The organism is Bradyrhizobium sp. TM239, assembly GCF_036247985.1.
GTDB lineage: Bacteria > Pseudomonadota > Alphaproteobacteria > Rhizobiales > Xanthobacteraceae > Bradyrhizobium > Bradyrhizobium ottawaense.
Genome location: NZ_BTIR01000010.1, coordinates 185,183 through 208,699, shown reverse-complemented (window position 1 = coordinate 208,699; position 23,517 = coordinate 185,183). Strand labels below are relative to the sequence as shown.

The 23,517-nt window shown below is 64.1% G+C and carries 25 protein-coding genes; 17 read left to right on the top strand and 8 right to left on the bottom strand.

The window, feature by feature from the left end; genetic code table 11:
* The first annotated feature begins 436 nt into the window (after positions 1-436).
* Positions 437-2,587: a methyl-accepting chemotaxis protein gene (locus AABA84_RS18510; RefSeq protein WP_212248697.1), complete on the top strand. Its 2,151-nt coding sequence runs from the start codon at positions 437-439 to the stop codon at positions 2,585-2,587.
* Between the two features lie 106 nt (positions 2,588-2,693).
* Here the strand turns inward: AABA84_RS18510 and AABA84_RS18505 are convergent, their stop codons facing one another.
* Complete coding sequence (locus tag AABA84_RS18505) at positions 2,694-3,338, bottom strand: glutathione binding-like protein (protein ID WP_338312683.1); 645 nt, start codon at positions 3,336-3,338, stop codon at positions 2,694-2,696.
* Positions 3,339-3,441: 103 nt separating this feature from the next.
* Between AABA84_RS18505 and AABA84_RS18500 the strand changes: the two genes are divergently transcribed.
* The gene (locus AABA84_RS18500; RefSeq protein ID WP_338312682.1) at positions 3,442-4,128 is read left to right on the top strand and encodes a TetR/AcrR family transcriptional regulator; all 687 of its coding nucleotides are present in this window, start codon (positions 3,442-3,444) and stop codon (positions 4,126-4,128) included.
* Between the two features lie 182 nt (positions 4,129-4,310).
* On the opposite strand, the gene AABA84_RS18495 is transcribed toward AABA84_RS18500, so the two are convergent.
* Together AABA84_RS18495 and AABA84_RS18490 are read right to left on the bottom strand one after the other, a co-directional pair.
* Entirely contained in the window at positions 4,311-6,278 is a 1,968-nt protein-coding gene (locus AABA84_RS18495; RefSeq protein WP_338312681.1) for a methyl-accepting chemotaxis protein, read from the bottom strand.
* A 322-nt stretch (positions 6,279-6,600) separates the two neighbouring features.
* Positions 6,601-7,566: a 2-hydroxyacid dehydrogenase gene (locus tag AABA84_RS18490; RefSeq protein WP_338312686.1), complete on the bottom strand. Its 966-nt coding sequence runs from the start codon at positions 7,564-7,566 to the stop codon at positions 6,601-6,603.
* Between the two features lie 142 nt (positions 7,567-7,708).
* Here AABA84_RS18490 and AABA84_RS18485 point away from each other — a divergent pair, with 142 nt between their 5' ends.
* The 4 genes from AABA84_RS18485 to AABA84_RS18470 all read left to right on the top strand — a co-directional run bounded on the left by AABA84_RS18485 (position 7,709) and on the right by AABA84_RS18470 (position 10,521).
* Positions 7,709-8,077 carry a YciI family protein gene (locus AABA84_RS18485; protein WP_028140339.1) on the top strand — a complete coding sequence of 123 codons (369 nt, stop codon included), beginning with the start codon at positions 7,709-7,711 and terminating at the stop codon, positions 8,075-8,077.
* The gene (locus AABA84_RS18480) at positions 8,074-9,375 is read left to right on the top strand and encodes an RNA polymerase sigma factor (RefSeq protein ID WP_338312680.1); all 1,302 of its coding nucleotides are present in this window, start codon (positions 8,074-8,076) and stop codon (positions 9,373-9,375) included. The genes AABA84_RS18485 and AABA84_RS18480 overlap by 4 nt, the downstream gene beginning before the upstream one ends.
* Before the next feature lie 162 nt (positions 9,376-9,537).
* On the top strand, positions 9,538-10,077 hold the full coding sequence (locus AABA84_RS18475) for an SRPBCC family protein (RefSeq protein ID WP_338312679.1): 540 nt from the start codon (positions 9,538-9,540) through the stop codon (positions 10,075-10,077).
* Positions 10,078-10,107: 30 nt separating this feature from the next.
* Complete coding sequence (locus tag AABA84_RS18470) at positions 10,108-10,521, top strand: VOC family protein (RefSeq protein WP_212248704.1); 414 nt, start codon at positions 10,108-10,110, stop codon at positions 10,519-10,521.
* Between the two features lie 108 nt (positions 10,522-10,629).
* On the opposite strand, the gene AABA84_RS18465 is transcribed toward AABA84_RS18470, so the two are convergent.
* The 3 genes from AABA84_RS18465 to AABA84_RS18455 form a co-directional block, all read right to left on the bottom strand.
* Entirely contained in the window at positions 10,630-10,992 is a 363-nt protein-coding gene (locus tag AABA84_RS18465) for a hypothetical protein (RefSeq protein WP_212248705.1), read from the bottom strand.
* A 551-nt stretch (positions 10,993-11,543) separates the two neighbouring features.
* Positions 11,544-11,981, bottom strand: coding sequence for a hypothetical protein (locus AABA84_RS18460; RefSeq protein WP_338305583.1), 438 nt, complete (start codon positions 11,979-11,981; stop codon positions 11,544-11,546).
* Between the two features lie 21 nt (positions 11,982-12,002).
* The gene (locus AABA84_RS18455) at positions 12,003-12,791 is read right to left on the bottom strand and encodes an SDR family NAD(P)-dependent oxidoreductase (RefSeq protein ID WP_338312678.1); all 789 of its coding nucleotides are present in this window, start codon (positions 12,789-12,791) and stop codon (positions 12,003-12,005) included.
* A gap of 156 nt (positions 12,792-12,947) precedes the next feature.
* Between AABA84_RS18455 and AABA84_RS18450 the strand changes: the two genes are divergently transcribed.
* The 7 genes from AABA84_RS18450 to AABA84_RS18420 all read left to right on the top strand — a co-directional run bounded on the left by AABA84_RS18450 (position 12,948) and on the right by AABA84_RS18420 (position 17,886).
* Entirely contained in the window at positions 12,948-13,313 is a 366-nt protein-coding gene (locus AABA84_RS18450; RefSeq protein ID WP_212248708.1) for a nuclear transport factor 2 family protein, read from the top strand.
* Between the two features lie 125 nt (positions 13,314-13,438).
* Positions 13,439-13,843 carry a YciI family protein gene (locus AABA84_RS18445; protein WP_212248709.1) on the top strand — a complete coding sequence of 135 codons (405 nt, stop codon included), beginning with the start codon at positions 13,439-13,441 and terminating at the stop codon, positions 13,841-13,843.
* 60 nt (positions 13,844-13,903) lie between these two features.
* Positions 13,904-14,266: a hypothetical protein gene (locus tag AABA84_RS18440; protein ID WP_338305580.1), complete on the top strand. Its 363-nt coding sequence runs from the start codon at positions 13,904-13,906 to the stop codon at positions 14,264-14,266.
* A 163-nt stretch (positions 14,267-14,429) separates the two neighbouring features.
* Positions 14,430-15,167, top strand: coding sequence for a TetR/AcrR family transcriptional regulator (locus AABA84_RS18435; RefSeq protein WP_212248711.1), 738 nt, complete (start codon positions 14,430-14,432; stop codon positions 15,165-15,167).
* A 118-nt stretch (positions 15,168-15,285) separates the two neighbouring features.
* The gene (locus tag AABA84_RS18430) at positions 15,286-15,777 is read left to right on the top strand and encodes a DUF2852 domain-containing protein (RefSeq protein WP_212248712.1); all 492 of its coding nucleotides are present in this window, start codon (positions 15,286-15,288) and stop codon (positions 15,775-15,777) included.
* A 407-nt stretch (positions 15,778-16,184) separates the two neighbouring features.
* Positions 16,185-17,078, top strand: a complete 894-nt coding sequence (locus tag AABA84_RS18425; protein ID WP_338312677.1) for a peptidoglycan-binding protein — start codon at positions 16,185-16,187, stop codon at positions 17,076-17,078.
* A gap of 106 nt (positions 17,079-17,184) precedes the next feature.
* Positions 17,185-17,886, top strand: a complete 702-nt coding sequence (locus AABA84_RS18420; protein ID WP_338312676.1) for a peptidoglycan-binding domain-containing protein — start codon at positions 17,185-17,187, stop codon at positions 17,884-17,886.
* A 54-nt stretch (positions 17,887-17,940) separates the two neighbouring features.
* Here AABA84_RS18420 and AABA84_RS18415 read toward each other — a convergent pair whose 3' ends face one another.
* Positions 17,941-19,104: an acyl-CoA desaturase gene (locus AABA84_RS18415; protein ID WP_338312675.1), complete on the bottom strand. Its 1,164-nt coding sequence runs from the start codon at positions 19,102-19,104 to the stop codon at positions 17,941-17,943.
* 320 nt (positions 19,105-19,424) lie between these two features.
* Here AABA84_RS18415 and AABA84_RS18410 point away from each other — a divergent pair, with 320 nt between their 5' ends.
* The gene (locus tag AABA84_RS18410; RefSeq protein ID WP_338312674.1) at positions 19,425-20,192 is read left to right on the top strand and encodes a serine O-acetyltransferase; all 768 of its coding nucleotides are present in this window, start codon (positions 19,425-19,427) and stop codon (positions 20,190-20,192) included.
* A gap of 94 nt (positions 20,193-20,286) precedes the next feature.
* On the opposite strand, the gene AABA84_RS18405 is transcribed toward AABA84_RS18410, so the two are convergent.
* Positions 20,287-20,805 (bottom strand): DUF2231 domain-containing protein, encoded by a 519-nt coding sequence (locus AABA84_RS18405; RefSeq protein WP_338312673.1) that lies wholly within the window; start codon positions 20,803-20,805, stop codon positions 20,287-20,289.
* Positions 20,806-21,228: 423 nt separating this feature from the next.
* Between AABA84_RS18405 and tolQ the strand changes: the two genes are divergently transcribed.
* The 3 genes from tolQ (at position 21,229) to AABA84_RS18390 (ending at position 23,503) form a co-directional block, all read left to right on the top strand.
* Positions 21,229-21,945: a protein TolQ gene (tolQ, locus tag AABA84_RS18400; protein WP_018317771.1), complete on the top strand. Its 717-nt coding sequence runs from the start codon at positions 21,229-21,231 to the stop codon at positions 21,943-21,945.
* Between the two features lie 145 nt (positions 21,946-22,090).
* Complete coding sequence (gene tolR / locus AABA84_RS18395; protein WP_212248718.1) at positions 22,091-22,540, top strand: protein TolR; 450 nt, start codon at positions 22,091-22,093, stop codon at positions 22,538-22,540.
* Between the two features lie 3 nt (positions 22,541-22,543).
* A complete protein-coding gene (locus AABA84_RS18390; RefSeq protein ID WP_338312672.1) occupies positions 22,544-23,503 on the top strand; it encodes a protein TolA in 960 nt (319 codons plus the stop codon).
* Positions 23,504-23,517: the final 14 nt, after the last annotated feature.

Genomic DNA, 23,517 nt, shown 5'->3' with positions numbered 1-23,517 from the left:
GAGCACTTGCGAAACCCATCGTGTTCAACGTGGAAGAAGCGTCGATGGGTTTCGCTTCGCTCTACCCATCCGACGAACGATCGCGTTGATCGTCCTCGCGCCTCGATGCTGCTGCTGACGCTGTGGCCCGGTATCGTCACGATTTTACCGCGGGTGCCGTGCGGCTAGCTGCGAACGAGAAGCGGCTGCAGCATCTGTGCGAATCAAAGCTGCGAAACCTGTCAGCGAATGCGTGGACCTTGCGAGACCGACTTCGACCATCAGCGGTTGCGGCGGCTTCGCGGTCTCCCGCGCTGGATGCGTTTTTGCCGAAGACCGTGACTCAAAAGTGATTCCACTGATCAGTTCGCTGCTCCTCATTTAGGCAAATTAAATCCTTCGGCGCTTACCTGAAGTTCACAGGTTCGATTTTTGCGAATGTCATTTGGAGGCCCCCATGCGGACCAACCTTCCGGTCTCGGCCGTCGAATATCCGATTACCGACGAAACCCTCATCGTCTCTCACACAGATACGAAAGGGAAGCTGACATACTTCAACGATCAGTTCGTCGAGGCGTCCGGGTTTTCCAGCGCGGAGTTGACGGGGCAGCCTCACAACATCATCCGCCATCCGGAGATGCCGCCTGCAGCCTTCGAAGACCTGTGGGCGACGCTGCAGCAGGGCAAGCCCTGGTCCGGTGCCGTGAAGAACCGGCGCAAGAACGGCGACTTCTACTGGGTGTTGGCGACCGCCTCTCCCATTCGCCAGGACGGGCAGATCGTCGGCTACAGCTCCGTTCGCACCAAGTTGCCTGCCGATCAGCGCGCCGAGGCGGAGCAGGTGTATGCGAAGATCCGTGAGAACAAGCCGCACGACTACAGGCTTGATGCCGGCGTGCTCCGCCGTCGTTCGTTTCGCGACAGATTGGCCATCTTCACGGGCACCCTGAATGCGCGCCTGGTGACGCTCGTCACGATTCTCTCGCTGTTTCTGCTCGCGATCGGCGCTATGGGTTTGCTGGGAACGCGCCAAAGCAATTCGCGATTGAAGTCGATCTACGAGGATCGTGCGGTGCCGCTCGCCCAGCTCTTCGAGATCAACGACCGGATGAGAGACAATACCGTGCTGCTGTTTGAAGCCGCTGCAAACGGACGCGCCGGAAAGCCGGTCGACGACGTCACGGGCAAGGTGAGCGCCAACCTCGAAAAGGTCGGGAAGGCCTGGGCCGAGTACGTGGCGACCTATCTGACGCCGGAAGAGAAAGCTGTCGCCGACAGTTTCACGCCCAGGCGCGTGAGCTATGTCGAGCAAGGATTGAAGCCGGCGCTATCACTCTCTGCCGCGCGAAAGTACGATGAGCTCGGCACCTTGTTGGCAGGACGGGCGCGAGAATTGTACGACGCGGCGAAGGCCGATCTCGACAGGCTCGTGATGATTCAGGTCAAGGAAGCCAAGGCGGAATATGACGCGGCCGAGCACGAATATGCTTGGCTTGCGGGCGTGGCGATCGCCCTCCTCGTGACGAGCATCGCGATCGGTGGGCTCGTCAGTCGGCAGACCATCCGTGCCATCGTTCGCCCGCTCCAGCGCCTGAACGATGCGATGCTCAGCATCAACCAGGGCAAGCTCGACAACCGCATCGTCGTCGAGCGCGACGACGAACTCGGCGCCGCTCTCCGGAACCTGCAGACGCTGCAGGCGATCGTTCGCTTCGATCGCGACGAATTGAAGGCCAGCGAGAGACGGTCGGCTGCGCAGCGCAAGGCGGAGATGATCAAGCTCGCGGGCAATTTCGAGGGCGCGGTGGGCGAGATCATCGAAACCGTCTCGTCGGCCTCGACCGAGCTGGAGGCCTCGGCAAACACGCTGACCTCGACCGCGGAGCGTGGAGAGAAGCTCGCGACCATGGTGGCGGCGGCTTCCGAAGAGGCCTCCACCAACGTGCAATCCGTCGCGAGCGCGACGGAGGAGCTGTCATCGTCCGTCAACGAGATCGGCAGGCAGGTCCAGGAGTCGGCGCGGATGGCCAATGAGGCCGTCGAGCAGGCCCGCCTCACCGATCAGAAAGTGGGCGAGCTCTCCATCGCGGCGGCGCGGATCGGCGACGTCGTGGAGCTCATCAACACGATCGCCGGCCAGACCAATCTGCTCGCATTGAATGCGACGATCGAGGCCGCGCGGGCTGGCGAAGCCGGCCGCGGCTTTGCCGTCGTGGCCTCTGAAGTGAAGGCCCTGGCCGAGCAGACCGCCAAAGCCACCGGCGAGATTTCCCAGCAGATCGCCGGCATCCAGGGCGCGACGCAAGATTCGGTCGGTGCCATCAAGATGATCAGCACCACGATCAAGTCCTTGTCGGAGATCTCGTCGACCATCGCGGCGGCGGTCGAGGAGCAGGGCGCAGCGACCCAGGAGATCGCGCGCAACGTCCAGCAGGCCGCTCAAGGCACGCACCATGTCTCCTCGAACATCGCCGACGTCCAGCGGGGGGCAACGGAAACCGGCTCGGCTTCCGCGCAGGTCCTCGACGCGGCGCAAGCGCTTTCGAGCGACAGCAACCGGCTGCGAACGGAGGTCGGTCGCTTTCTCGACAGCGTCCGGGCGGCCTGAACGGGCGCGGCTCTCCATGGTTGCAAACAAGACCTTTGATGCGAAGTCGTTGTCCCGCCGCGTGGGGACAACGACTTGATCGTCACGGCGATGCGGCGTTCAAAACCTAGGCCGCCGCCTTCTTGCGCGCGAGCTCGGCCTTGTACAGCTCGAACTCTTCTGCAACCGCCTTCGCGACCGACGGCCGCTGGCGCAGGCGCTCGTAATAGGCCTTCACGTTCGGCCATTTGGCGAGCTCGATCGGCGGCGTCGCCATGGTCCAGTTGATGACCGTGACCAGATAGGCGTCGGCAACGCTGAATTGGTCGAGCAGGAAGTCGCGCCCCTTCAGGTAGTTGTCGAGATAGTCGAGCCGCGACAGGTTCTTCTCGAGAGCATAGGCCTTGGTCTCCTGCGGGGCCTTGCGATCGAGCACCGGGATGAAGAGGCCCTTGTGAAGTTCGGTGCCGATGAAGCACAGCCATTGATGCAGCCGCGTGCGCTCGATGCCTTCTGCGGCGCCGAGCCCGGATTGCGGGAAGCGGTCGGCGACGTATTGCAGGATTGCCGCGTTCTCGGTCAGAATCACGCCCTCGTCGGTGCGCAGCGTCGGCACCAGGCCGATCGGATTGACGGCGCGGAAGTCGGAGCCGTCGCTCAGCACGGTCTTGGTCGGCGGGTCGACCTCGAGATAGTTCGCCTCGGCGCCGGCTTCATACAGCGCGACGCGGGTCGCCATCGAGCAGGCGAGGGGCGAGAAATAGAGATCCATCTGTAGCCTCCTTGGGCAATTCTTGAGGTTTCGCGCAACCTGGCCAGATTGATTTTTGTACCATCTTGCATAATATGAGGCGGGTCAAGGATTAAATTGCGAAATGGTACAAAAATCGAAGCCGCTAGCTGCTGCCGAAGAACCCGAGCGCCGCGGCCAACCCGAGCGCCGCGGCCAACCTAAGCGCCGTGGCCGTCCGCGCGCCTACGAGCCGGATGTCGCGCTCGGCAAGGCGCTGGATCTGTTCCGCACGCAAGGTTTTGCCGCGACCTCGCTCGATGATCTCAGCGAAGCCACCGGGATGAACCGCCCGAGTCTTTACGGCGCCTTCGGCGACAAGCGCGAGCTCTACATCAAGAGCTATCAGCGCTACCGTGAGAACGCGCGGGCTTCGATGGTGGAGATTTTCCGCGAGGAGATGCCGGTGCGCCAGCGGCTGGAGCGCATCTTCGCCTCCGCGCTGAACATCTATCTGTCCGGCGAGACCGGTCCGCGCGGCTGCTTCACGGTGGTGACTGCGGCGTCCGAAGCCGTTGGCGATCCCGAGATCCGCGCCATGGTGCTCGACGGTCTCACCGAGCTCGACAAGGCTTTTGCAAACTGCTTCCGCCGCGCCAAGGAGAACGGCGAGTTGCCGGCAAGCGCCGATCCGGTCGTGCTGGCACAGATCGCATCAGCCACCGTCCACACCATCGCCATCCGCTCGCGTGCGCGCGTGTCGCGCAAGGAGCTGGAGGCGATCGTGAAGGGGGCGATCGATGTGATGGTGGGGGCCGGCGCCAAGGAATAGTTGTCGTCCCCGCGAACGCGGGGACCCATAACCCCAGGGAGAAGTTTGGCGAAGACTCGGGGTTAAAGACTTGGCGTCAATGGCCTTGGGTACGCGTACCGTGCGCTATCGATAAATCACGCGGTATGGGTCCCCGCCTTCGCGGGGACGACAGCGAGTATGTAGCCCGATCCCGCGTCCAGTTACGCCGCGCGGATCTGCGCGAGGAAGCGATCCACCTCGTCCCGCAGCCGCTGCGACTGCTTCGACAGCTCGATCGCCGAACCCAGCACCTCCTCGGCCGCCGTGCCCGTTGCGGCGATGCCGGCAGTGACACCGGAGATGTTCTGCGAGACCTCGCCGGTGCGGGCGGCCGCCTGCTGGACGTTCTGTGCGATCTCCTGCGTCGCCGTGCCCTGCTGGCCGACCGCTGCGGCGATCGCGGCGGAGATTTCGTCGACTTGCTGGATCGTCGCGCAGATCGACTGGATGCCGTCCACAGCGCCTGATGTCTCGCCCTGCACCGCGTTGACCTGGGCGCCGATCTCCTCGGTCGCCTTCGCCGTCTGCGTCGCCAGTGCCTTGACCTCGGAAGCGACCACGGCAAAGCCGCGGCCGGCTTCGCCCGCGCGCGCCGCTTCGATCGTCGCGTTCAGCGCCAGCAGGTTGGTCTGGCCCGCGATGCCGTTGATGAAGGAGACGACGTCGCCGATCTTTTGCGCCGCGTCCGCCAGGCTCTGCACGCGCTCGTTCGAGCGCCGTCCGTCGCTCGCGGCCTTGCCCACCACTTCGGTCGCGTGGGCGAGGCGCCGGCTGATCTCGGTCATCGACGAGGACAATTCCTCGGCTGCTGCCGCGACGGTCTGCACATTTTCCGAGGCCAGCGCCGACGCGGATGATACGGCGCCGGTCTGCTGTCGGGATTGCTCGACGATGGCCGACATCGAGCGCGCCGTATGCTCCATCTCGACTGCAGCCGAGGACACCGTGGTGACGACGTCGCGAATGCTGGCTTCGAAATTGTCGGCAAGCGCGGCGAAGGCACGCCGCTTCTCCGCTTCGGACTGCGCCTTGGCTTCCAGCTGCTCGGCCTGAAGCTTGCCAAAGTTGACGGCGTTGTCGCGGAACACCGCGACCGCCTTCACCATCGCCCCGACTTCGTCATTCGCCTTGCTGGCGGGGATGGTGACGTCGGTCCGGCCGTCTGCGAGCTCGCGCATGACGGACGTGATGGAGAGGATCGGACGCGAGATGCTGCGGGCGATGAGATAGCCGACGATGGCGGCAAGCACCAGTCCGATCGCGGCGATCGCGATCGCGAGCAGCCAGGCGCGGTCGGCCGAGGCCTCGTAATCGGCATTGTCCATCACCAGCTCGACGGCGCCGAGCGGCTTTCCGGAAAAATCCCTGATCGGTCCGAGCAATGCCGCGACCGGCGTGTTGTCGAGCTTGGCCTGCTTCACGGTGAAGCTGCCGGCGGTAGCGCGGCCGTAATCGGCCGCGTCGAAGAAGCTCTTGCCCTTCAGCGTGCCGCCGAACAGCTTGAAGCCGGAGCCATCGGAGAGGTGGAAGGCGACGTCGACGTGGCGATTGGTCTTGAAATCGTCGAGGAAGGACTGGCCGAAAGTCAGGCCGAATTCGACCGAGCCGAGATGCTTAGCCCCTTGCGCGATCGGCACCACGCCGCGGATGCCGAGCCCGGCGACGCCACCTTCAAGGCCGACCACGACCTTGCGATCCTGGTTGGCGACGACGACGGTTTTGCGGAACCCGGAGAGGTCGTCGCCGAACTTGGCGGGCTGGTGCACGCGCAGGAACGAGGTCGCGGGCGCCACATGGAACTGGAATTGATCGACGCCGTATTCCGATTTGGTCGCGGCAAAGACCGGTCCGAACAGACCGACCAGGGCGTTGCGGTCCTGTTTGGCCATCGCATCCTGCGTCGCCGGCATCGCGGCCACGATCGCGCTCATGGCGGCGGCCCGGTGCGATTCCTCGGCGATGCGCGACTGAAGAGCGTCATAATGGCTGTGCAATTCGCGCTGGTCGGCGCGGTCGATGATCCCCGCGATGATCCACATCGCCCCGAGCACGGCAAACAGGGCGGTTGCCGCCGCCGTCACCGCCAGGGCAACCGTGATCCGCATCCTGAGGCCGAGGCTCGCGCGCATGTTCGACTCGTTGTTTGAGCGTTGGTTAATGACGCTTATCAACTTCTCGCTAAGAGAGGGTGAACGGGATACCGGCGGAGCGCGGTGGTTGTGGGGGGCAGAGGGCTGGCGGCTGGCGCAATGTGCGCGGGACTGCCGCTAAAACAACGGTGTCGTCCCCGCGAAGGCGGGGACCCATACCGCGGAATCTATCGATGGTCGTTGGTCGCAGTACCGAACTACGACCTGCCGCAAAACTGCTCCCTGTGGTTATGGGTCCCTGCGTTCGCAGGGACGACAGCGAGTATGAGGCGCGCGCCTGCCACCTCCAGGCTACCGAGCCTCAATAACCCCGCGCCCGGTCCACCACGTTCTCCAACGCACCGCCGGCCTCGAAGCGTGCGATCTGCTCGGCGACATAGGCCGAGATCGCGTCGGCGTCGGTGTCGGCTGCGTTGTGGGGCGTCAGCACCACCTTGGGGTGGGTCCAGAACCGGCTGTCCGCCGGCTGCGGCTCCTGCACGAAGACGTCGAGCGAGGCGGCGCCCAGCGTGCCGTCGTCGAGGCAGGCGAGGATGTCGGCCTCGTTCTGCAAGCCGCCGCGGCCGGCATTGATCAGCACCGGCGCGCCCAGCGGGCTGTTGCGGTTGAGCTTGGCGAAGACGTCGCGGTTGAGGATGCCGTGCGTCTCCGGCGTCAGCGGCAGCAGGCAGACCAGGATGTCGGCCTTGCGCAGGAACGCATCGATCTGGGCCGAGCCGTGGAAGCATTCGACGCCATCGATCGTGCGCGGGCTGCGGCTCCAGCCGGCGACGCGGAAGCCGAGCCGGCGCAGCACGTCGGCCGCATCCGCTCCCAACGTGCCGAGCCCCATGACACCGACCGTGACCGCGCTCGCCGGCCATTGATATTTCGGCTCCCAGCGTTTCGCGCGCTGCGAGTCCCGCAAATAGAGCTCCTGGCGATGGTGCATCAGCACGTGCAGCACGACATATTCGGTCATGCGGCCGGTCAGGTCGGGTACGGCGACGCGGACCAGCGGCACGTCGGGCAGGCTCTTGTCCGCCATCAGCGCATCGACGCCGGCGCCGAGATTGAAGATCGCCCGCAGATTGGGGAAAGCGCCGAGATCGCCGGGCACCGGCTTCCACACCGTGGCATAGTGCACCTCGGCCGGATCGAGCGTGGAATCCGGCAGCAGCACCACACGGCGGCCGCCGCAGACAGCATCAAACCGGGCCTTCCAGCGCTCCGGGAGCCAGTTCTGCTGCGTGCTGTTGATCAGGACGGCCAGTGTGCCCTTGGTCATTCGAAGTGCCTCGTCGGTTCCGCTCAAGAAGGCTCTCCTTGGCACGACCTGCCGGATTTTTCCTGCTATTTTTTTCCGCAGTCCTGTCGGACCGGGGCATAGTGGATCGTCTTCACAACAAGACCCGAGGAAAATGTCGCCCATGCTTTATGCAATCCTTTGCTATCACGATGAGGACTTCGTCGGCTCCTGGAGCAAGGAGCAGGACGAGGCCGTGATGAAGAAGCTCGCCGTGGTGCAGGAGAAGCTCACCCAGCAGGGCCGGCTCGGGCCGGTCGCGCGACTGCTGCCGACCACGGCAGCGGCGACCCTGCGCAAGGAAGATCCGCCGCTGGTGCTCGACGGGCCCTATGCCGAGACCAAGGAGCAGCTGCTCGGCTTCTACATCGTCGACTGCAAGAATCTCGACGAAGCGCTCGACGTCGCCCGCGACCTTGGCGCTGCCAATCCGGGCGGCGCCTATGAGGTGCGTCCTGTCGGCGTGTTCAGGCCCGGAGGGAATCTGACGTGAGCGAAGCCGACACCGCCTGGATCGAGACCGCGCTGACCTCGGCGCGCCCCCAGGCGGTCGGCGCGCTGCTGCGTTACTTCCGCGATCTCGATACCGCCGAGGAGGCGTTCCAGAACGCCTCCCTGCGCGCGCTCAAGACCTGGCCGCAGAACGGGCCGCCGCGCGATCCTGCGGCCTGGCTGATCATGGTCGGCCGCAATGCCGCCATCGACGAGGTGCGCCGGACCCGCAAGCAGCAGCCGCTGCCGGAGGACGACCAGGCGATCTCCGATCTCGATGACGCCGAAGGCGCGCTGGCCGAACGGCTGGACGGCTCGCACTATCGCGACGACATCTTGCGGTTGATGTTCATCTGCTGCCATCCGCAATTGCCGGCGACGCAGCAGATCGCGCTGGCGCTGCGCATCGTCTCGGGCCTTACCGTGAAGCAGATCGCGCGCGCCTTCCTGGTTTCGGACGCGGCGATGGAGCAGCGCATCACCCGCGCCAAGGCGAAGGTCGCGGAAGCCGGGACGCCGTTCGAAACGCCCGGCGCGATCGAGCGCTCCGAGCGGCTCGCCGGTGTCGCGGCGATGATCTATTTGATCTTCAACGAGGGCTACTCGGCGAGCGGCGACACCGCGGAGATCCGCAAGCCGCTCTGCGAGGAGGCGATCCGGCTGGGGCGGCTGCTTCTCAGGTTGTTTCCGAGCGAGCCGGAGATCATGGGGCTCACGGCGCTCATCCTGCTGCAGCATGCACGCAGTGCCGCGCGCTTTGCCGCGGATGGCTCGCTGATCCTGCTGGATGACCAGGACCGCTCGCTGTGGAACGGCACCATGATCGCGGAAGGGCTGGCGCTGATCGACAAGGCGATGCGCCACCGCCGCAGCGGGCCCTATCAGATCCAGGCCGCGATCGCCGCGCTGCATGCCCGCGCGTCGAGGCCGGAGGAGACCGACTGGGCGCAGATCGACCTGCTCTACGGCGCGCTCGAAGTTGCGCAGCCGTCTCCCGTGGTGACGCTCAACCGCGCGGTCGCGGTCTCCAAGGTGCGCGGGCCGCAAGCCGCGCTCGATCTGATCGAGCCGCTGGCCTCGAAGCTCGCCAACTATTTCCATTTCTACGGCGTGCGCGGCGCCTTCCTGATGCAACTCGGCCGCAACGACGAGGCGCGTGTCGCCTTCGACCGCGCCATCGCGCTTGCCAACACTTCCGCAGAAGCCGCCCACATTCGCATGCACATCGATCGCCTGATCCGGGACAGCCAGCCGAAGGGTGGGAACGGGAGCGCCAGGCAGGGTGCGAAGGCGAAATAGGCCCGTCCGCCTCCACGTCTCTTCCGTCCGCGCGAAGAACGTGGATGGCCGGGACAAGTCCGGCCATGACGTGAGGTGAGGGCAGTGCCCAAAAAATCCGTTTCCGGATTGTCGGCCCCCGCCGTTCCCGTTCGTCCTTTGCCCGTATCCAGGGAGCCATCCATGCTGAAAGCCGTTGCCGTCATCGCCATCGTGTTTGCCGTCGGAATTGCGGGCGTCCTCGCCTTTGCTCTGACGAAACCGGACACCTTTCGCGTCGAGCGCAGCCTCGCGGTGAAGGCGCCGCCGGGCGCGATCTATCCGCAGGTCGCCGATTTCCGCCGCTGGACCGCTTGGTCGCCCTATGAGGGCCGCGATCCCGCCATGAAGCGCACCTTCGGCGGAACTGCGGAAGGGAAGGGCGCGACCTACGCCTGGGACGGCAACAACAATGTCGGCGCCGGCCGCATGGAGATCCTCGAGGCGAACGCCGCCTCAAAGCTTCGCATCAAGCTCGACTTCGAGCGTCCGTTCGAAGGCCATAACACTGCCGAGTTCACCTTTGCGCCGCAAGGCGATGCCACGCTGGTGACGTGGGGGATGTCCGGTCCGGCCCCGTTCCTGTCCAAGGTCATGCAGGTCTTCATCAACATGGACGATATGATCGGCAAGGATTTCGAGGCCGGCCTCGCCAGCCTGAAGAAGCTCGCCGAGAAGCAATGAACCTCACTGCAAACGAAGAGGAGAGAAACGATGCTCAATCCCTATCTGTTTTACCAGGACAAGTGCGAAGCCGCGTTCAACTTCTACGCCAAGGCACTCGGCGGCAAGATCGATGCGATGATGCGATCGTCGGACGCGCCGCCGGACGTGCCCGCCGCGCCCGGTCGCGAGAAGATGATCATGCATGCGCGGATGTCGCTACCCGACGGCAGCGTGCTGATGGCTTCCGACGTGCCGCCCGAGCATTTCAGCAAGCCGCAGGGCTTCTCGATCTCGTTCACGGTGAAGGACCCCGCGGAAGGCGAACGCAAGTTCAACGCGCTCGCCGATGGCGGATCCGTCACCATGCCGTTCAGCAAGACGTTCTGGGCCAGGGGATTTGGCATGTGTGTCGACAAGTTCGGCATTCCCTGGATGGTGAACTGCCCGGCCGAAGGAATGTGACAGGCGCGACAGCCTGCATCTGTCGAGTCGCGATTCCCTCTCTCCACTGTTGCGGGAGAGGGGACGCCTGAATTTATCGCGTCATACCCGGATCGGTCGTGAGCTCGCTCAACGGATCGATCCGGTGACGTCCTCACCTTGCTGCGGCGACTGAACGCAGCGAGGGCAGATCACGAGCTTGGTGCCGAGCTGCTTGTCGTTCTCCGCTTCGATCTCGTCATGGACCGCCCACCACGCCTCTGAGTATGGCCGCAAGGTGCCGAGCACGCGTTCCCGCTCCTGATTGGGATCACTCGCCGCGGGTGCGGGATTCGTCGCGCCCCGCTTCGCGACATGAGGGCGCCTCGAGCCCTTGTTGGGGTCTTGGCCGAGGCCATCCCATGCGATCGGGCGACGCTCCTGCGCCGGTGCGGCTGCACATCCAAGCAGCGCTGTGCAGAAAGTAAGCAAGATGAAGCCGCGTCGTATCATGCCGGACCCAAAGTTCGATGCGCACTGCGCAAGCTTCCGCACGGGAAACTTGCATCGCGTCGGTCAAATGGAACTTAAGGCAAACGATTGGCCGGCGTGGCCGAGGAATGATCGCACGATTCGCATCACTTTGCGGGAGCAGTGAGGCCGCTTCGTGAAACCATGCGGACTGCATCGCACAACAATTGACGCAATATTGGGCTGTAATCTGCACGTCAGAATCGCTATTGGTGACTCACAAAATCTAAAAAGCTGGGGTGGACGTCACTTGGAAGGGGAGCGACCGATGGCGGCGGCGCTACAGATCAATTTTGCCCTGTGGGGGATGCTTATCTGCGTCAGCATGAAGCTGGGGCCGGTGATCCAGACTCTTTATTGAAGGCAGCCAAAGTGTGATGGTGCAGAGCCCAGTGCGCACATTGCGTGCGAGCACAGGGAACCTGTCGTATGGCCTTGAGCCATCCAAGCAAATGCCTTTCAAACCAAGCGCCCTTCATGTGACGGGGTCACGGAACTCATTCACGTCACAATCGTGTCGGCTGCCAAATTCGTCACCGGCAACGCGGATAGATCGCGGCGAGATCGCGGCCCTTCAACAGCAGCAGCCGTGAGCTCAGGCCGCCGCGGCGGCTGATCCAGTCGCGCACCGGACCGGGATAGGCGGCAAGCACGGCTTCGGACGCCTGGGGTTCGGCATAGAAGCGCCCGCGCCGGTCCACCGAGCGCGCCGCATGGAAGCCGAGCACGGCGCGCTTGGTGACGCAGATACGCTCGCCCGGCACGATGCTCAGCACCAGCGTGCAGGCAGACAGGCAGGGACCGTCGATCACCACGCGCTCGCCGCTCTCGCGCACCTTCTCGAACAAATCGAGGAACGGCCCGACCTGTCCGCCAGGTGACTGGATGATGCGGATTTCAGCTGACGCAGGCGCGGTGGCGAGCAGCGCGGATGCAAGCATCAGGGCTTTGAGCAATGAGATGCGTCGCATGAAGTCTCCACCCTGCGGGACCTACCCGTTTCGGCGCTGGCCGCGCAGGGTCGGCAGGCCGATACCCGCCGCATCGAAGCCGCCATCGACGGCTAAAATTTGTCCGGTGATGTAGCTCGCGCTTGCCGAGCACAGGAAGTAGATCGCTTCCGCAAGCTCTTCCTCCAGGCCGTAGCGATTGAGCGGAATGGCGTCGTGATAATCGGCGCGGATCTCCTTGGTATGCACCTGCTTCGCCATCGCCGTGTCGACCGGTCCCGGCGCGACCGCGTTGACGCGGATGTTGAGAGAGGCGAGCTCGACCGCGAGCTGCTTGGTCAGGTGCGCGAGCCCGGCCTTGCTGGTGCCGTAGGCCGAGCGCAGCGTCGAGGCGCGCACCGCCGAGATCGAGGTGATGTTGACGATGGCGCCGCCATTACCCTCGCGCATCAGGGGCACCGCGGCCTTGGTGCAGAGGAAGGGGCCGGTGAGGTTGACCTCGAGCACGCGGCGCCAATCGGTCTCGGGCGTCTCCATCAGCGGCGCGAACACCGCGATGCCGGCATTGTTGACCAGCGCATCCAACTGGCCGAACCGCCGTTCGATCGTCGTCATCGCGGCGGCGACCGCGGCTGCGTCCGAGACGTCGCAGGTCAGCGCCAGCGTCGCCTCGCTTTGGTCGATGTCGGCGACCGCTCGGCCGAGCAACTCGCCCTCGATGTCGAGCAGCGCCACGCGCCATCCCTCGGCCAGGAACTTCTTCGCGGTCGCGAGCCCGATGCCGCGGGCGGCTCCGGTGACGAGGGCGACTTTTTGCGGGGCTGGCGGCATTGGCTGATCTGTCCTGTGTCCGGGAGGGGCGCGCGAGTGCGGGCTCCTTTTACTGCGCTTTCGGTCCGGCAAGAAAGGCCTCAAGCCGAAGGCGCGATGTCGGGGCGGCCCCGGATGGATCGTCTTCCAGGGACGTCGTTATTAAGGAGACCCGCAATGTCCGACGACCGCGAACGCCTGATCCGAGACCTCTTCGCCGCCTATCTCGCCAATGACCGGCAGCGGGTCGCCGACGCATTGGCCGACGATTTCCGCTTCACCAGCCCGTTTGACGACGAGCTCGACAAGCCGACCTATTTCGAACGCTGCTGGAGCGACAGTGGCTGGATCGCACGCCATGACATCGAGCGCGTCTTCGTCCGGGGCGAGGAGGCCTTCGTCACCTATTTCTGCCTTGCGACCGATGGCAGGAGTTTTCGCAACACGGAGTTCTTCACCTTCGCAGGCGGCAAGGTCCGGCGCATCGACGTCTATTTCGGCGCTGCCCGGCAGGATGGACGTTTCCTGCCGCAGCCGCGCTAGGGCCGGGCCCCCAAGATTATTTCCGCGGGCGTGTCGGTTCCGCGAGAGGTCATTCGTCTTGAAATCGAGCGGGCCTGCGCCTCACGGCGCATCCCGGAACCCCCGCAGAAGCCAGGACACGACCCATGCGATTCATGATGTTGATGATCCCGCTCGGCTACGAGGCCGCGCCGCCGGACGTCCAGCTCGATCCCGAGCGCGTCGCGGCGATGATGCGCTACAACGAGGCGCTGAAGGACGCGGGCGTGCTGATCACGCTCGACGGCCTGCATCCGCCGTCGACGGGCGCGCGGGTTTCGTTTGCGACCGGCGAGCCCATTGTCACCGACGGCCCTTTCATTGAAGCCAAGGAAGTGCTGGGCGGCTACTGGATGATCGAGGTTGCCTCGCGCGCAGAGGCGATTGCCTGGGCCAGGCAGTGCCCGGCCTCGCCGAACGAAATCATCGAGATCCGGCAGGTCCAGGAGATCAGCGACTTTCCGCCTGACGTGCAGGAGGCAGCCGCCGGCTTTGACGGCCTGAAGCTGTAGCGAAGCGGACCCGCGGAAGATCTCGCGGCTTCGTCAATCCATCAACAAGGGAGAGAACCGATGAGCACCGACACCTATCTCGCCGTTTTCCTCGGCAGCAAGACCAGCCCGAAATGGGCCGCGTGGAACGCGATGTCCGAGACGGAGCGCAAGGCAAAGGAGCAGGAGGGCATGGCGGCCTGGAAGGGCTGGGTCGAAAAGCACCAGGGTGCGATCCAGGCCATGGGTGGCCCGCTCGGCAAGACCAAGAAGGTGGACGGCAACGGCGTCGCCGATATCGCCAACGAGATGGGCGCCTTCACCGTGGTCCGGGCCGCGTCCCATGATGCCGCGGCAAAAATGTTCGAGAACCACCCGCATTTCGCGATCTTCCCGGGCGAGCGCGTCGAGATCATGCCGGTGCTGCCGATCCCGGGCGGTTAGTTATGAGCTTCGTCATTCCGGGGTGCGCGCAAGCGCGAACCCGGAATCTCGAGATTCCGGGTTCGGCTCTTCGAGCCGCCCCGGAATGACAGTTAAAATACGGGTTAACCAATCCGGCCGCCGCTAGTGACCTTCACACCCGGCTCATGTAAAGATTGTTCACATGAGCTGGCGCAAGGAGCACCGCCGCGCCGAGCGCGGCTATCACCACGGCAATCTGAAGGAAGCCCTGTTGCAGGCCGCTCTCGGGCTGATCGCCGAGAAGGGCGCGGCCGGCTTCACCTTCGCCGATGCCGCACGCATGGCTGGCGTCAGTGCGGCGGCGCCCTATCGGCATTTCCGCGACCGCGAGGAGCTGTTGTCCTCGATCGCCCAGCGTGGCTTCGAGCAGTTCGAGCAGCGCCTGACCGCGGCCTGGGACGACGGTCGCCCCGACACGGTCACCGCGTTCGAGCGCGTCGGCAAGGCCTATCTCGCCTTTGCCCGCGAGGAGCCTGCCTTTTACAACGCGATGTTCGAGTCCGGTCTGCCGGTCGATGCCAATCCGGCGCTGCAGGCCGCGAGCGAGCGCGCGTTCAACATCATTCGTGCTGCGGCCGAGCGGCTTGCTGCGCTGGCGCCGCCCGGCACGCCGCGGCCGCCGGCGATGATGATGGCGCTGCACATCTGGTCGATGGCGCACGGCGTAGCCTCGCTGTTTTCGCGCGGTGATGCCGCGCGGCGAAAACTGCCGATGTCGCCGGATGAGCTGCTCGAGGCCGAGGTCCTGATCTACCTGCGCGGTCTCGGCTTCCCGACCGATCGCCGACCCGGCAGGAGCGCCGAGCCGCCGCCGGTGCCGCCGGAGGCATCCTCCGGTTCAGGCGTGCCGCCCGGCGGTCCCTGGGGCAAGCCGAAATAAAATTACGCAAATAATCACTCGGCCGTGTCCAGCGGCCAGCTTGACAAAATCGCGGGATGGTCTAGCTATGTAAATGTTATTTACATTCACAACGGCAGATGCCGTCATGGAGAAGGAAATGGCCTACACCGCTGATGTCAATCGATGGCGCGGCCCTTCGGACCAACACCAACAGTACGAGCGCCCCCACATGCTCGATACGCCGTGGCATCCGGGCTGGATCGCCGTGACCATTCTCGGCTTCATCATCTGGTGGCCGATCGGACTCGCCCTTCTCTTTTTCACACTCGGGAGCAGAAGAATGTCGTGCTGGAGCCACCAGGATCGCTGGCAGAACAAGATGGAAAAGATGCAGTACAAGATGGACCGCATGCGCGGCCGCATGGAGCGCCGCGGCTTCGGCTTTGGCTTCGGCCCGCCGTCCTCCGGCAACCGCGCCTTCGACGAGTACCGCACCGAGACGCTGCAGCGGCTCGAGGAGGAGCAGGTCGAGTTCAAGAACTTCCTCGACCGTCTGCGTCACGCCAAGGACAAGGAAGAGTTCGACCAGTTCATGGCGCAGCACAAGACGCGTCCGACCCCGCCGCCGACCGACCAGCAGCAGGGCTGATCTTCAAGGCTGACACCTCTCAAAGCCTTCAGGCGCATGCCCCCAAAGTCCTGATGGCCCCGAGCCGCCCGTCTGCGCAACCCGCAGGCGGGCGGTTTGGTTTTTGGGATCTGCTTCGATCTCTCTCGCGCGCGCGAGATCGAGCACGGGCCGACTTCGGCCGTCATCCTTGTTCGCATTGCTCGTCGTGACTTTAGCCGCGCCAAGCCCTGTCCCGAGCCGCGGGTTGCAGTTGATCGCTGCAGCAACCGACCATCACTGGCCGGACGTTGCCGCGAATACCGCCGAACTGCGGCGATGGAGCCTTGCCCCGAAATCGAATCCCCTCTTGCAACCAGAGGGTGCCACGCGTAATCTCGGTACGTTTTCACTCGATGATATTTTGCTGAATATTAGGGAGTGGTTTCGTGCGGATCGTAACGATCGTTCGGAAGGTGGCCCCGCGCTGCTATCCCAATTATCTCAAGGCTTTTGAAGACGGCGACGAGATCTTCGAGCGCTTCAAGATCAACACACCGCTTCGCATCGCGCATTTCCTCGCTCAGGCGCTATATGAGACCGGCCGCGGTACGGTTCTGTTCGAGAGCCTCAAATACAAGACTGCGGCGCGACTTCTCGAGATTTTCGGCATCGGCAATCACAGCGCGGCCATCAGGCCCGATGAGGTCGATCAATATCTCAACAATGATCGCGCCTTGGCCGAGCGCGTCTACGGATTGGGTAATCCGAAGAAGGCGAAGGAGCTCGGCAACACCAAGCAAGGAGACGGATATAAGTACCGCGGCGGCGGCCTGTTGCAGACGACCGGCGGCGCCAACTACCAGCGCATGGGCAAACTCGCAGGCGTGGACTTCTACAATAACCCGGATCTGATTGTTGCTCCCGAAGCCGCTCTGCTTCCCGCCCTTCACGAGTGGAATGAGGGAGGCCTGAACGCATATGCGGACCGGAACGATATCCGGACGATCACGCGGATCATCAACGGCGGCTACAACGGCCTGAGCGGTCGCACGGAGCTCTTCGAGATCGTGTGGAGCGCAACAGGCAAGAGCGGCGCGAACCAGGTGGCCTGGAAAACCGCGACCGCGTCGGATGAAACCCGCGAGCTTCAGGAGGCCCTGAACGATCTCGGGGCTGAGCCGGCGCTCGTCGTGGATGGACGATATGGTCCCGCCACCGCGCAGGCGGTCGAGTGGTTTCAAAACCACGCCAAGATCCCGGTCGATGGAAATGCCGGCGTGGTGACGCAGGCGGCGTTGAATCTCCGCCTGAATTCCCGGACGGCTTCAGAGCGCTCCTAACAGCGTGCCGCCTTTGACGCGCGAAGTTCGCCGGAGCTTCGCAACTAGATGTCTCGATATTGAGGACCGAATTTTAGCAAGTTTTATCACGCAGAAGGAATTGAGCATGACCGACGGCGAAAAGATGCTGAAGCTGGCCGAGGCCCACATTGGCGAGAAATACGTCAACGTCTGCGTTCCCAAGAACAACAAGAACTGGCACGGTCCATGGGACTGTGCGGAGTTCATGTCCTGGCTGGTGTATCAGGTCGGTGGATTCCTCTACGGATGCGTCGACAACAACGGCAATCCTGCAACGGTCGAGGCCTATACGGGCGCCTGGAAGAGCGATTCACAGAAACTTGGAAAGCGCGTGCCGTGGCGGCAGGCCGCTGCAACGGTAGGAGGCATTCTTCTCCGCTATCCGCCCGGACCGGGCATGATGGGGCACATCGTCGTCTGTGACGGCGAGGGCGGCACTGTCGAGGCGATGGGAACGGCCTATGGCGTTCGTCGCGGCAAGGTGACCGGCCGGAATTGGGATACGGGTGTCCTGCTGCCGAACTTTACGTATGGGGCGGCGGGTGGAGCACTCAATCTGGTCGAGCCGAGCCACCTGTATGCGCTGGGGCAGCCGAATATGAAGGCGTCCGTCGTTCGGGACATCCAACGCGCCTTGAAAGAGCTGGGCTTCAATCCGGGGCCGATCAACGGTGAATACAATGACCTCACGGTGGCGGCGGTCGCAGCCTTCCAGGCGACCAAAGGACTCATTGTCGACGGACAGGTCGGACCGCAGACGGCAAAACGGTTGAAGATCGAACTGTAGGGGGCGGCGGGGGTGGTAAGACCCCTGCGCACTTTTGCGGATCATGCTTCAGGTTCAGCGCGCCGTCGCCAGCTGCGCGTGAACCGAAGCCAGGAAGTGTTCGTAGGCGTGATCCACGATCTCGTTGAGCGATCGCGTTCGTGCGAACATCGCCTTGGCCTCGGCGAGGAACTCCTCGCGGGTCGGGATCTTTGGCAGATGCAGGTGTGTCAGCGCGTCGACGCCGTCATGCGCACGATTGAGGATGTCGTGCAGCGTCGGCAACTGCAGCTGGGTCGGGTCGGCCCGGTGCAGCGCCGAAGAGATCGCATGTGCGAGCTTCGGTGCGTCGAACCGCCCGGCAAGCTCGCGGGCTGCCCGATTGATGACGCGGGCGCCGAGCGGCTGCTCGTTGCGCAGCACCTGTTCGGGCGGCGCCTTCATGTTCCAGACGATTCCGAACCAGGACAGCGCTTTCAGCACGTAGTAGGTGACGTCGATCTCCCACCAGTAAAAGCCCTGTCGCACGCTGCTCTGATAGGCGTGGTGATTGTTGTGCCAGCCCTCGCCCATGGTGAGCAGCGCCAGCAGCCAGTTGTTGCGGGAATCGTCGCCCGTCACGTAGCGCTTGCGTCCGTGCACATGGGCCAGCGAGTTGATGCAGAAGGTCGCGTGATAGACCAGCACCGTGCTCCACAGGAAGCCGACGATCAGACCCGACCACCCCGCTATCAGGAAGCAGAGCGCTGCAAGCACGAAGGCCGGCAGCAGCTCCAGCCGATGCAGCCACATCAGCTCGGGATAGACCGCGAGATCGCCGACTTTCACGAGATCGGTCGCGTCGTGCTCCCGGTAAAAGATCCAGCCGAGATGGCTGTACAGGAAGCCGCGCTGGCGCGGCGAATGCACATCCAGTTCGGTGTCGGAATGTAGGTGATGGTGCCGGTGCTTGGCCGCCCACCACAACACGCTCTTCTGCGCGGTGCTTTGCGCGAGGCATGCCAGGATGAACTGAAACACGCGGCCGGTGGCGAAGGCCCGATGGGAGAAATAGCGGTGGTAGCCGGCACCGATTGCAAACATGCGCACGACATACAGTGAGCCGCAGATCGCGACGGCCTGCCACGTGACGCCTGACCAGATCGCCGCAAAGCAGCCGAGATGGACCAGCACGAACGGTATGGCGGAGGGGTACATGACGTCGTCGTGGTGGTCGTCGGCGGGCGCGTTGGGCAACATGTTTCAGCGTGACCTCAGGGTAACGGGGATCCGGAATTCGCGCCGGCAGCACCGTGGGCTGCCGGGTACGAAAAACCCGCGGATGGCGGACCACCGCGGGGCTCAAGCGAGCTGCTTTGCGTGTTCATCCCGGCCAAAGCAGCATCAGCAATTCAACTGACTATATGGTCGCGGATGGCTGGCATGCAAGCTCGTAGCCTCACGGGGAGCTGCGGCATGGTGCTCGGGTAGTCACGCTGCCGCGGACGCCGCGTGGCGCGCGGGTCGCCCGCGGCCTATAGTCGACACGTGAAGGAAGCACCAAGCCACCGGAGGCGGCGATGACGGCAGCTGCGACCGCGACGAACGATGGCCTCTGGCAGAACATACGCGAGGAGGCGCAGCGCGCCTGCGCATCCGATCCCGTCTTCGGCAAGTCGCTTGTCGATGCGGTGCTGGCGCATGATGATTTTGCCGCGGCTCTGGCCGATCTGATCGGGCGCAGGCTTGGCGGCAACGCCGCCGGACAAGCGCGTTTCACGGCCTTTTCCCGCGACGCTTTTCGTGGCGCGCCGGAATTGATCGACGCGTCCGGGCGCGATCTGCAGGCGATCGTGCATAGCGATCCCGCTATCGCCGGCCTGCTGGCGCCGCTGCTGCATTTCAAGGGCTATGTCGCGCTGCAAGCCTGGCGCGTCTCGAACTGGCTCTGGCGTCATGACCATCGCGATGCGGCGCTGCTGTTTCAGAACGAGGCGTCGAACCTCTTGCAGGTCAGCATTCATCCGGCGGCCAGCATCGGCTCGTCCGTGTATCTCGACCACGCCACCGGGATCGTGATCGGCGCCGATGTGGTGATCGGCGACGACGTCACCATCCTCCAGAATGTCAGCATCGGCCGCGGCAGCGAGCTGCCGACGCGCTCGCCGCGCATCGGCCGCGGCGTCTTCATCGGCGCCGGCGCGACCATTTTGGGCGATATCCGGATCGGCGATTTCGCCAGGATCGGCGCCGACACGGTCGTGACTTCCGACGTTCCCAGCGGCTGCACCGCGGTTGGAAATCCTGCTCGGTTGACCAATTGTCCCGCGCCCGCTTCGGCGGCCTGAGGCGCCGTCACGTCATGAGATGCGGCGGGGGCGCGGCCCGATCAGCCGCAAAGGCAGGGTCGCCGAGGTCTGCCCCCGGCGACATCCCGTTGCCTCAGGCGGCGCGGCGATGGCTTTCGCCGTCATGATGGGGCGTGACCGGTTCCGAGCTGGTCTGGCCCGGCGCATCCAGCACCGCGACGTGATGCCGGTAGACCATCTCCCAGCCCTTCCATCCCGTGAACAGGAGGATGCCGACCACGATCAGGGAGAGCACCACGCCCCACGGCTTGATCGCAGCCTCCGTGCCTTGGGCGTAATGGAGGTAGAAATTGATCAGGGCCAGCACGACTGCCGCGAGATTGCCGACCATATGGTACCAGGCATCGTTGAGGCGGCGGATGCGGGGCTCGCTGAAGAAGTCCGTAAAGCCCGCCGCGGCAGCAACCAGCGCCATGACGATGCCGGCGCCGATCAGCCACATCGCCGCCCGGGCCCAGAAACTGTCGCCGGTTCCGAGAAAGGCCAGATCGGCGAGGGGCGCACCGACCAGGCATGCGACGGGGAAGGGGATCAGCATGGGATGAAGCGGGTGATCGCCGATGGCGGCGGTCGTCTTGGGGTTGATGGTCATGGCAGGACCTCGTGGCAGGACCACGTGATTTTCGGGACAATTTTCTGGGGGAGGGGTGGTTCCTCCGGTCGCACGGACACGGACCAAGCCTGTCCGCCCATCCCCCTGCGCGGGCTACCTTTCCGGCAACCAAATTCACCCCTGGTAACCCCGCATTAACCAACGCCGGGCTCTGGTAAGGGCGGACAATCGCGCCCAAAGCCCGAAGCCAGGGACCGTCAAGGCCCGGGGCCAAAGGCCCATAGTTTTGACATCTTGGCAGGGAATGCAGACGGCCGGCTCTGGACGAGCCCCTGCACCCAGAAAGACAAGGCTTTGAGCGGGCTTGCCGGCCGCGCCGGTGCTAGCGCGGCCATTGGGGAACCGGCAGCCATTTGCTGGCCGGCACATCGGGTAAACGATCGCCTTGAGAGGATACTGCCTATGAATCCGGCCGACGTGGCTCAGTCAGCCCTTCCGGTTGCCGCTTCCGCGGACGTGTCGCTGATCGCGCTGTTCTGGCAGGCTCACTGGATCGTGAAAGCGGTGATGCTGGGACTTTTGTCCTGCTCAGTCTGGGTCTGGGCGATCGCCATCGACAAGATCTTCCTGTTTGCCCGCACCCGTCGCTCGATGGACCGTTTCGAGCAGGCGTTCTGGTCCGGCGAATCGATCGAGGAGCTCTATCGCACGCTCTCGGCCAAGCCGACGCATTCGATGGCGGCCTGTTTCGTCGCGGCGATGCGCGAGTGGAAGCGCTCGTTCGAGAACCAGGCCCGCTCGGTCGCGGGTCTCCAGATGCGCATCGACAAGGTCATGAACGTCTCGATCGCGCGTGAGGTCGAGCGGCTGGAACGCCGGCTGCTGGTGCTCGCGACCGTCGGCTCCGCCGGCCCCTTCGTCGGCCTGTTCGGCACGGTCTGGGGCATCATGTCGAGCTTCCAGTCGATCGCGGCGTCGAAAAATACCTCTCTGGCGGTGGTGGCTCCGGGCATCGCGGAGGCGCTGTTTGCGACCGCGGTCGGCCTTATCGCCGCCATTCCTGCCACTATCTTCTACAATAAGTTCACGTCCGAGGTGAACCGGCAGGCCCAGCGGCTGGAAGGCTTCGCCGATGAATTTTCCGCCATTCTGTCGCGTCAGATCGACGAGCGGGGCTGATGGACGGCATGTATCGAGCGTTTTCGAGCGAAGTGGATACCGGTTCGCGTGAAGAAAACGCGTCAAGACAGGAATCTAGAGCCCCGTTCCGATTTCATCGGAACGGAATTGACTCTACTGTGAAGGGCAATTTGGGCACGCGATCATGGCGATGAACGTTGCGAGTTCGTCCGGAGGCGGCGGCCGCCGTGGCCGGCGCAAGCCCGTCGTGGCCGAGATCAACGTCACGCCGATGGTCGACGTGATGCTGGTGCTGCTCATCATCTTCATGGTGTCGGCACCGATGCTCACGGTCGGCGTGCCGCTCGACCTGCCGCAGACCCAGGCCAAGAGCCTCGAAAACAACGACCAAAAGCCGATCCAGATGTCGATCGACATCAAGGGCAAGGTGTTCATCAACGATTCCGAGATCGCGATCAACGAGCTGATACCCAAGCTGAAGGCGATCACCGACGCGCGCGGCGGGCTCGAGGAGCGCATCTATCTGCGCGCCGACAAGAAGGCGGATTACGGCACGGTGGCCAGGGTGATGGGCCAGTTGTCCGGCGCCGGATTCAAGAAGCTCGCCCTCGTCACGGAAGCGGATCAGGGGTAGGCCGTGAAGGTGAAGGTCGACAAGACACTCGTTGCGTCGATTGCCCTGCATGTCCTCGTGCTGGGATGGGGGCTGGTCACCTTCAGCAGCAAGGCCTACGTCGCGCCGGAAGAGTCGCTCCCGATCGACATCATCTCGACCGATCAGCTCGCGAAGATGATGGCCGGGCAGAAGACCGGCAAGAAGGAAGAGCCCAAGCCCAAGGTCGAGAAGATCGCGGAGCCCAAGCCGGAGGAAGACGCCGTCGGCAAGGTCACCGAGAAGAAAGAGCTGATCAAGACCAATTCGCAGCCAGATCCGCCGCCGAAGCCGGTCGAGAAGCCGGTGGAGAAGAAGCCCGAGCCGCCGAAGCCCGTGGCCGAGGCGAAGCCGAAGGAAGAGCCGAAGCCGCAGGAAAAGAAGCCTGATCCGGCCAAGGAAGATCCGATCGCCGAGCTGCAGAAGAAGCTGGAGACCAAGAAGCCGCCGCCCAAGCCCGTGGAGCAGAAGGTCGCGGCGGTGCAGCCGCAGCAGCAGCCGAAGCCCAAGGAACGCAGCTTCGATCCCGCGCAGATCCAGCGCGACCTCGACAAGCGGGCAGCGACCCGGCACGAACTCACTGGAACAGCGTTGAACGCATCGGCCTCGCTGGGATCGACGACCGGCACTGCCGCCAACAACATTGCGACCTGGCGCGGTGCGTTCCAGGGCGCGGTCAAGCGCTGCTTCACGCCGACCTATAACGGACAGGATGCCGACCAGTACGAAGCCGACATCGACATTCCCATGAAGATCGACGGATCGCTGGCGTCCGAACCCATCGTGGTCGCGGTAAGGGGACCGTCGCGGTCGATCGCCCAGGCGGTGGCGGAGAGCGCCAAGCGCGCCATCGTGCAGTGTCAGGTCTACTCGTTCATGCCGAGGCAGCAGTACGAGAGCTGGAAGCTCATTCCGATGACTTTCGGCCTGAAAGATATGTTGTGACATCCGAACAAAAG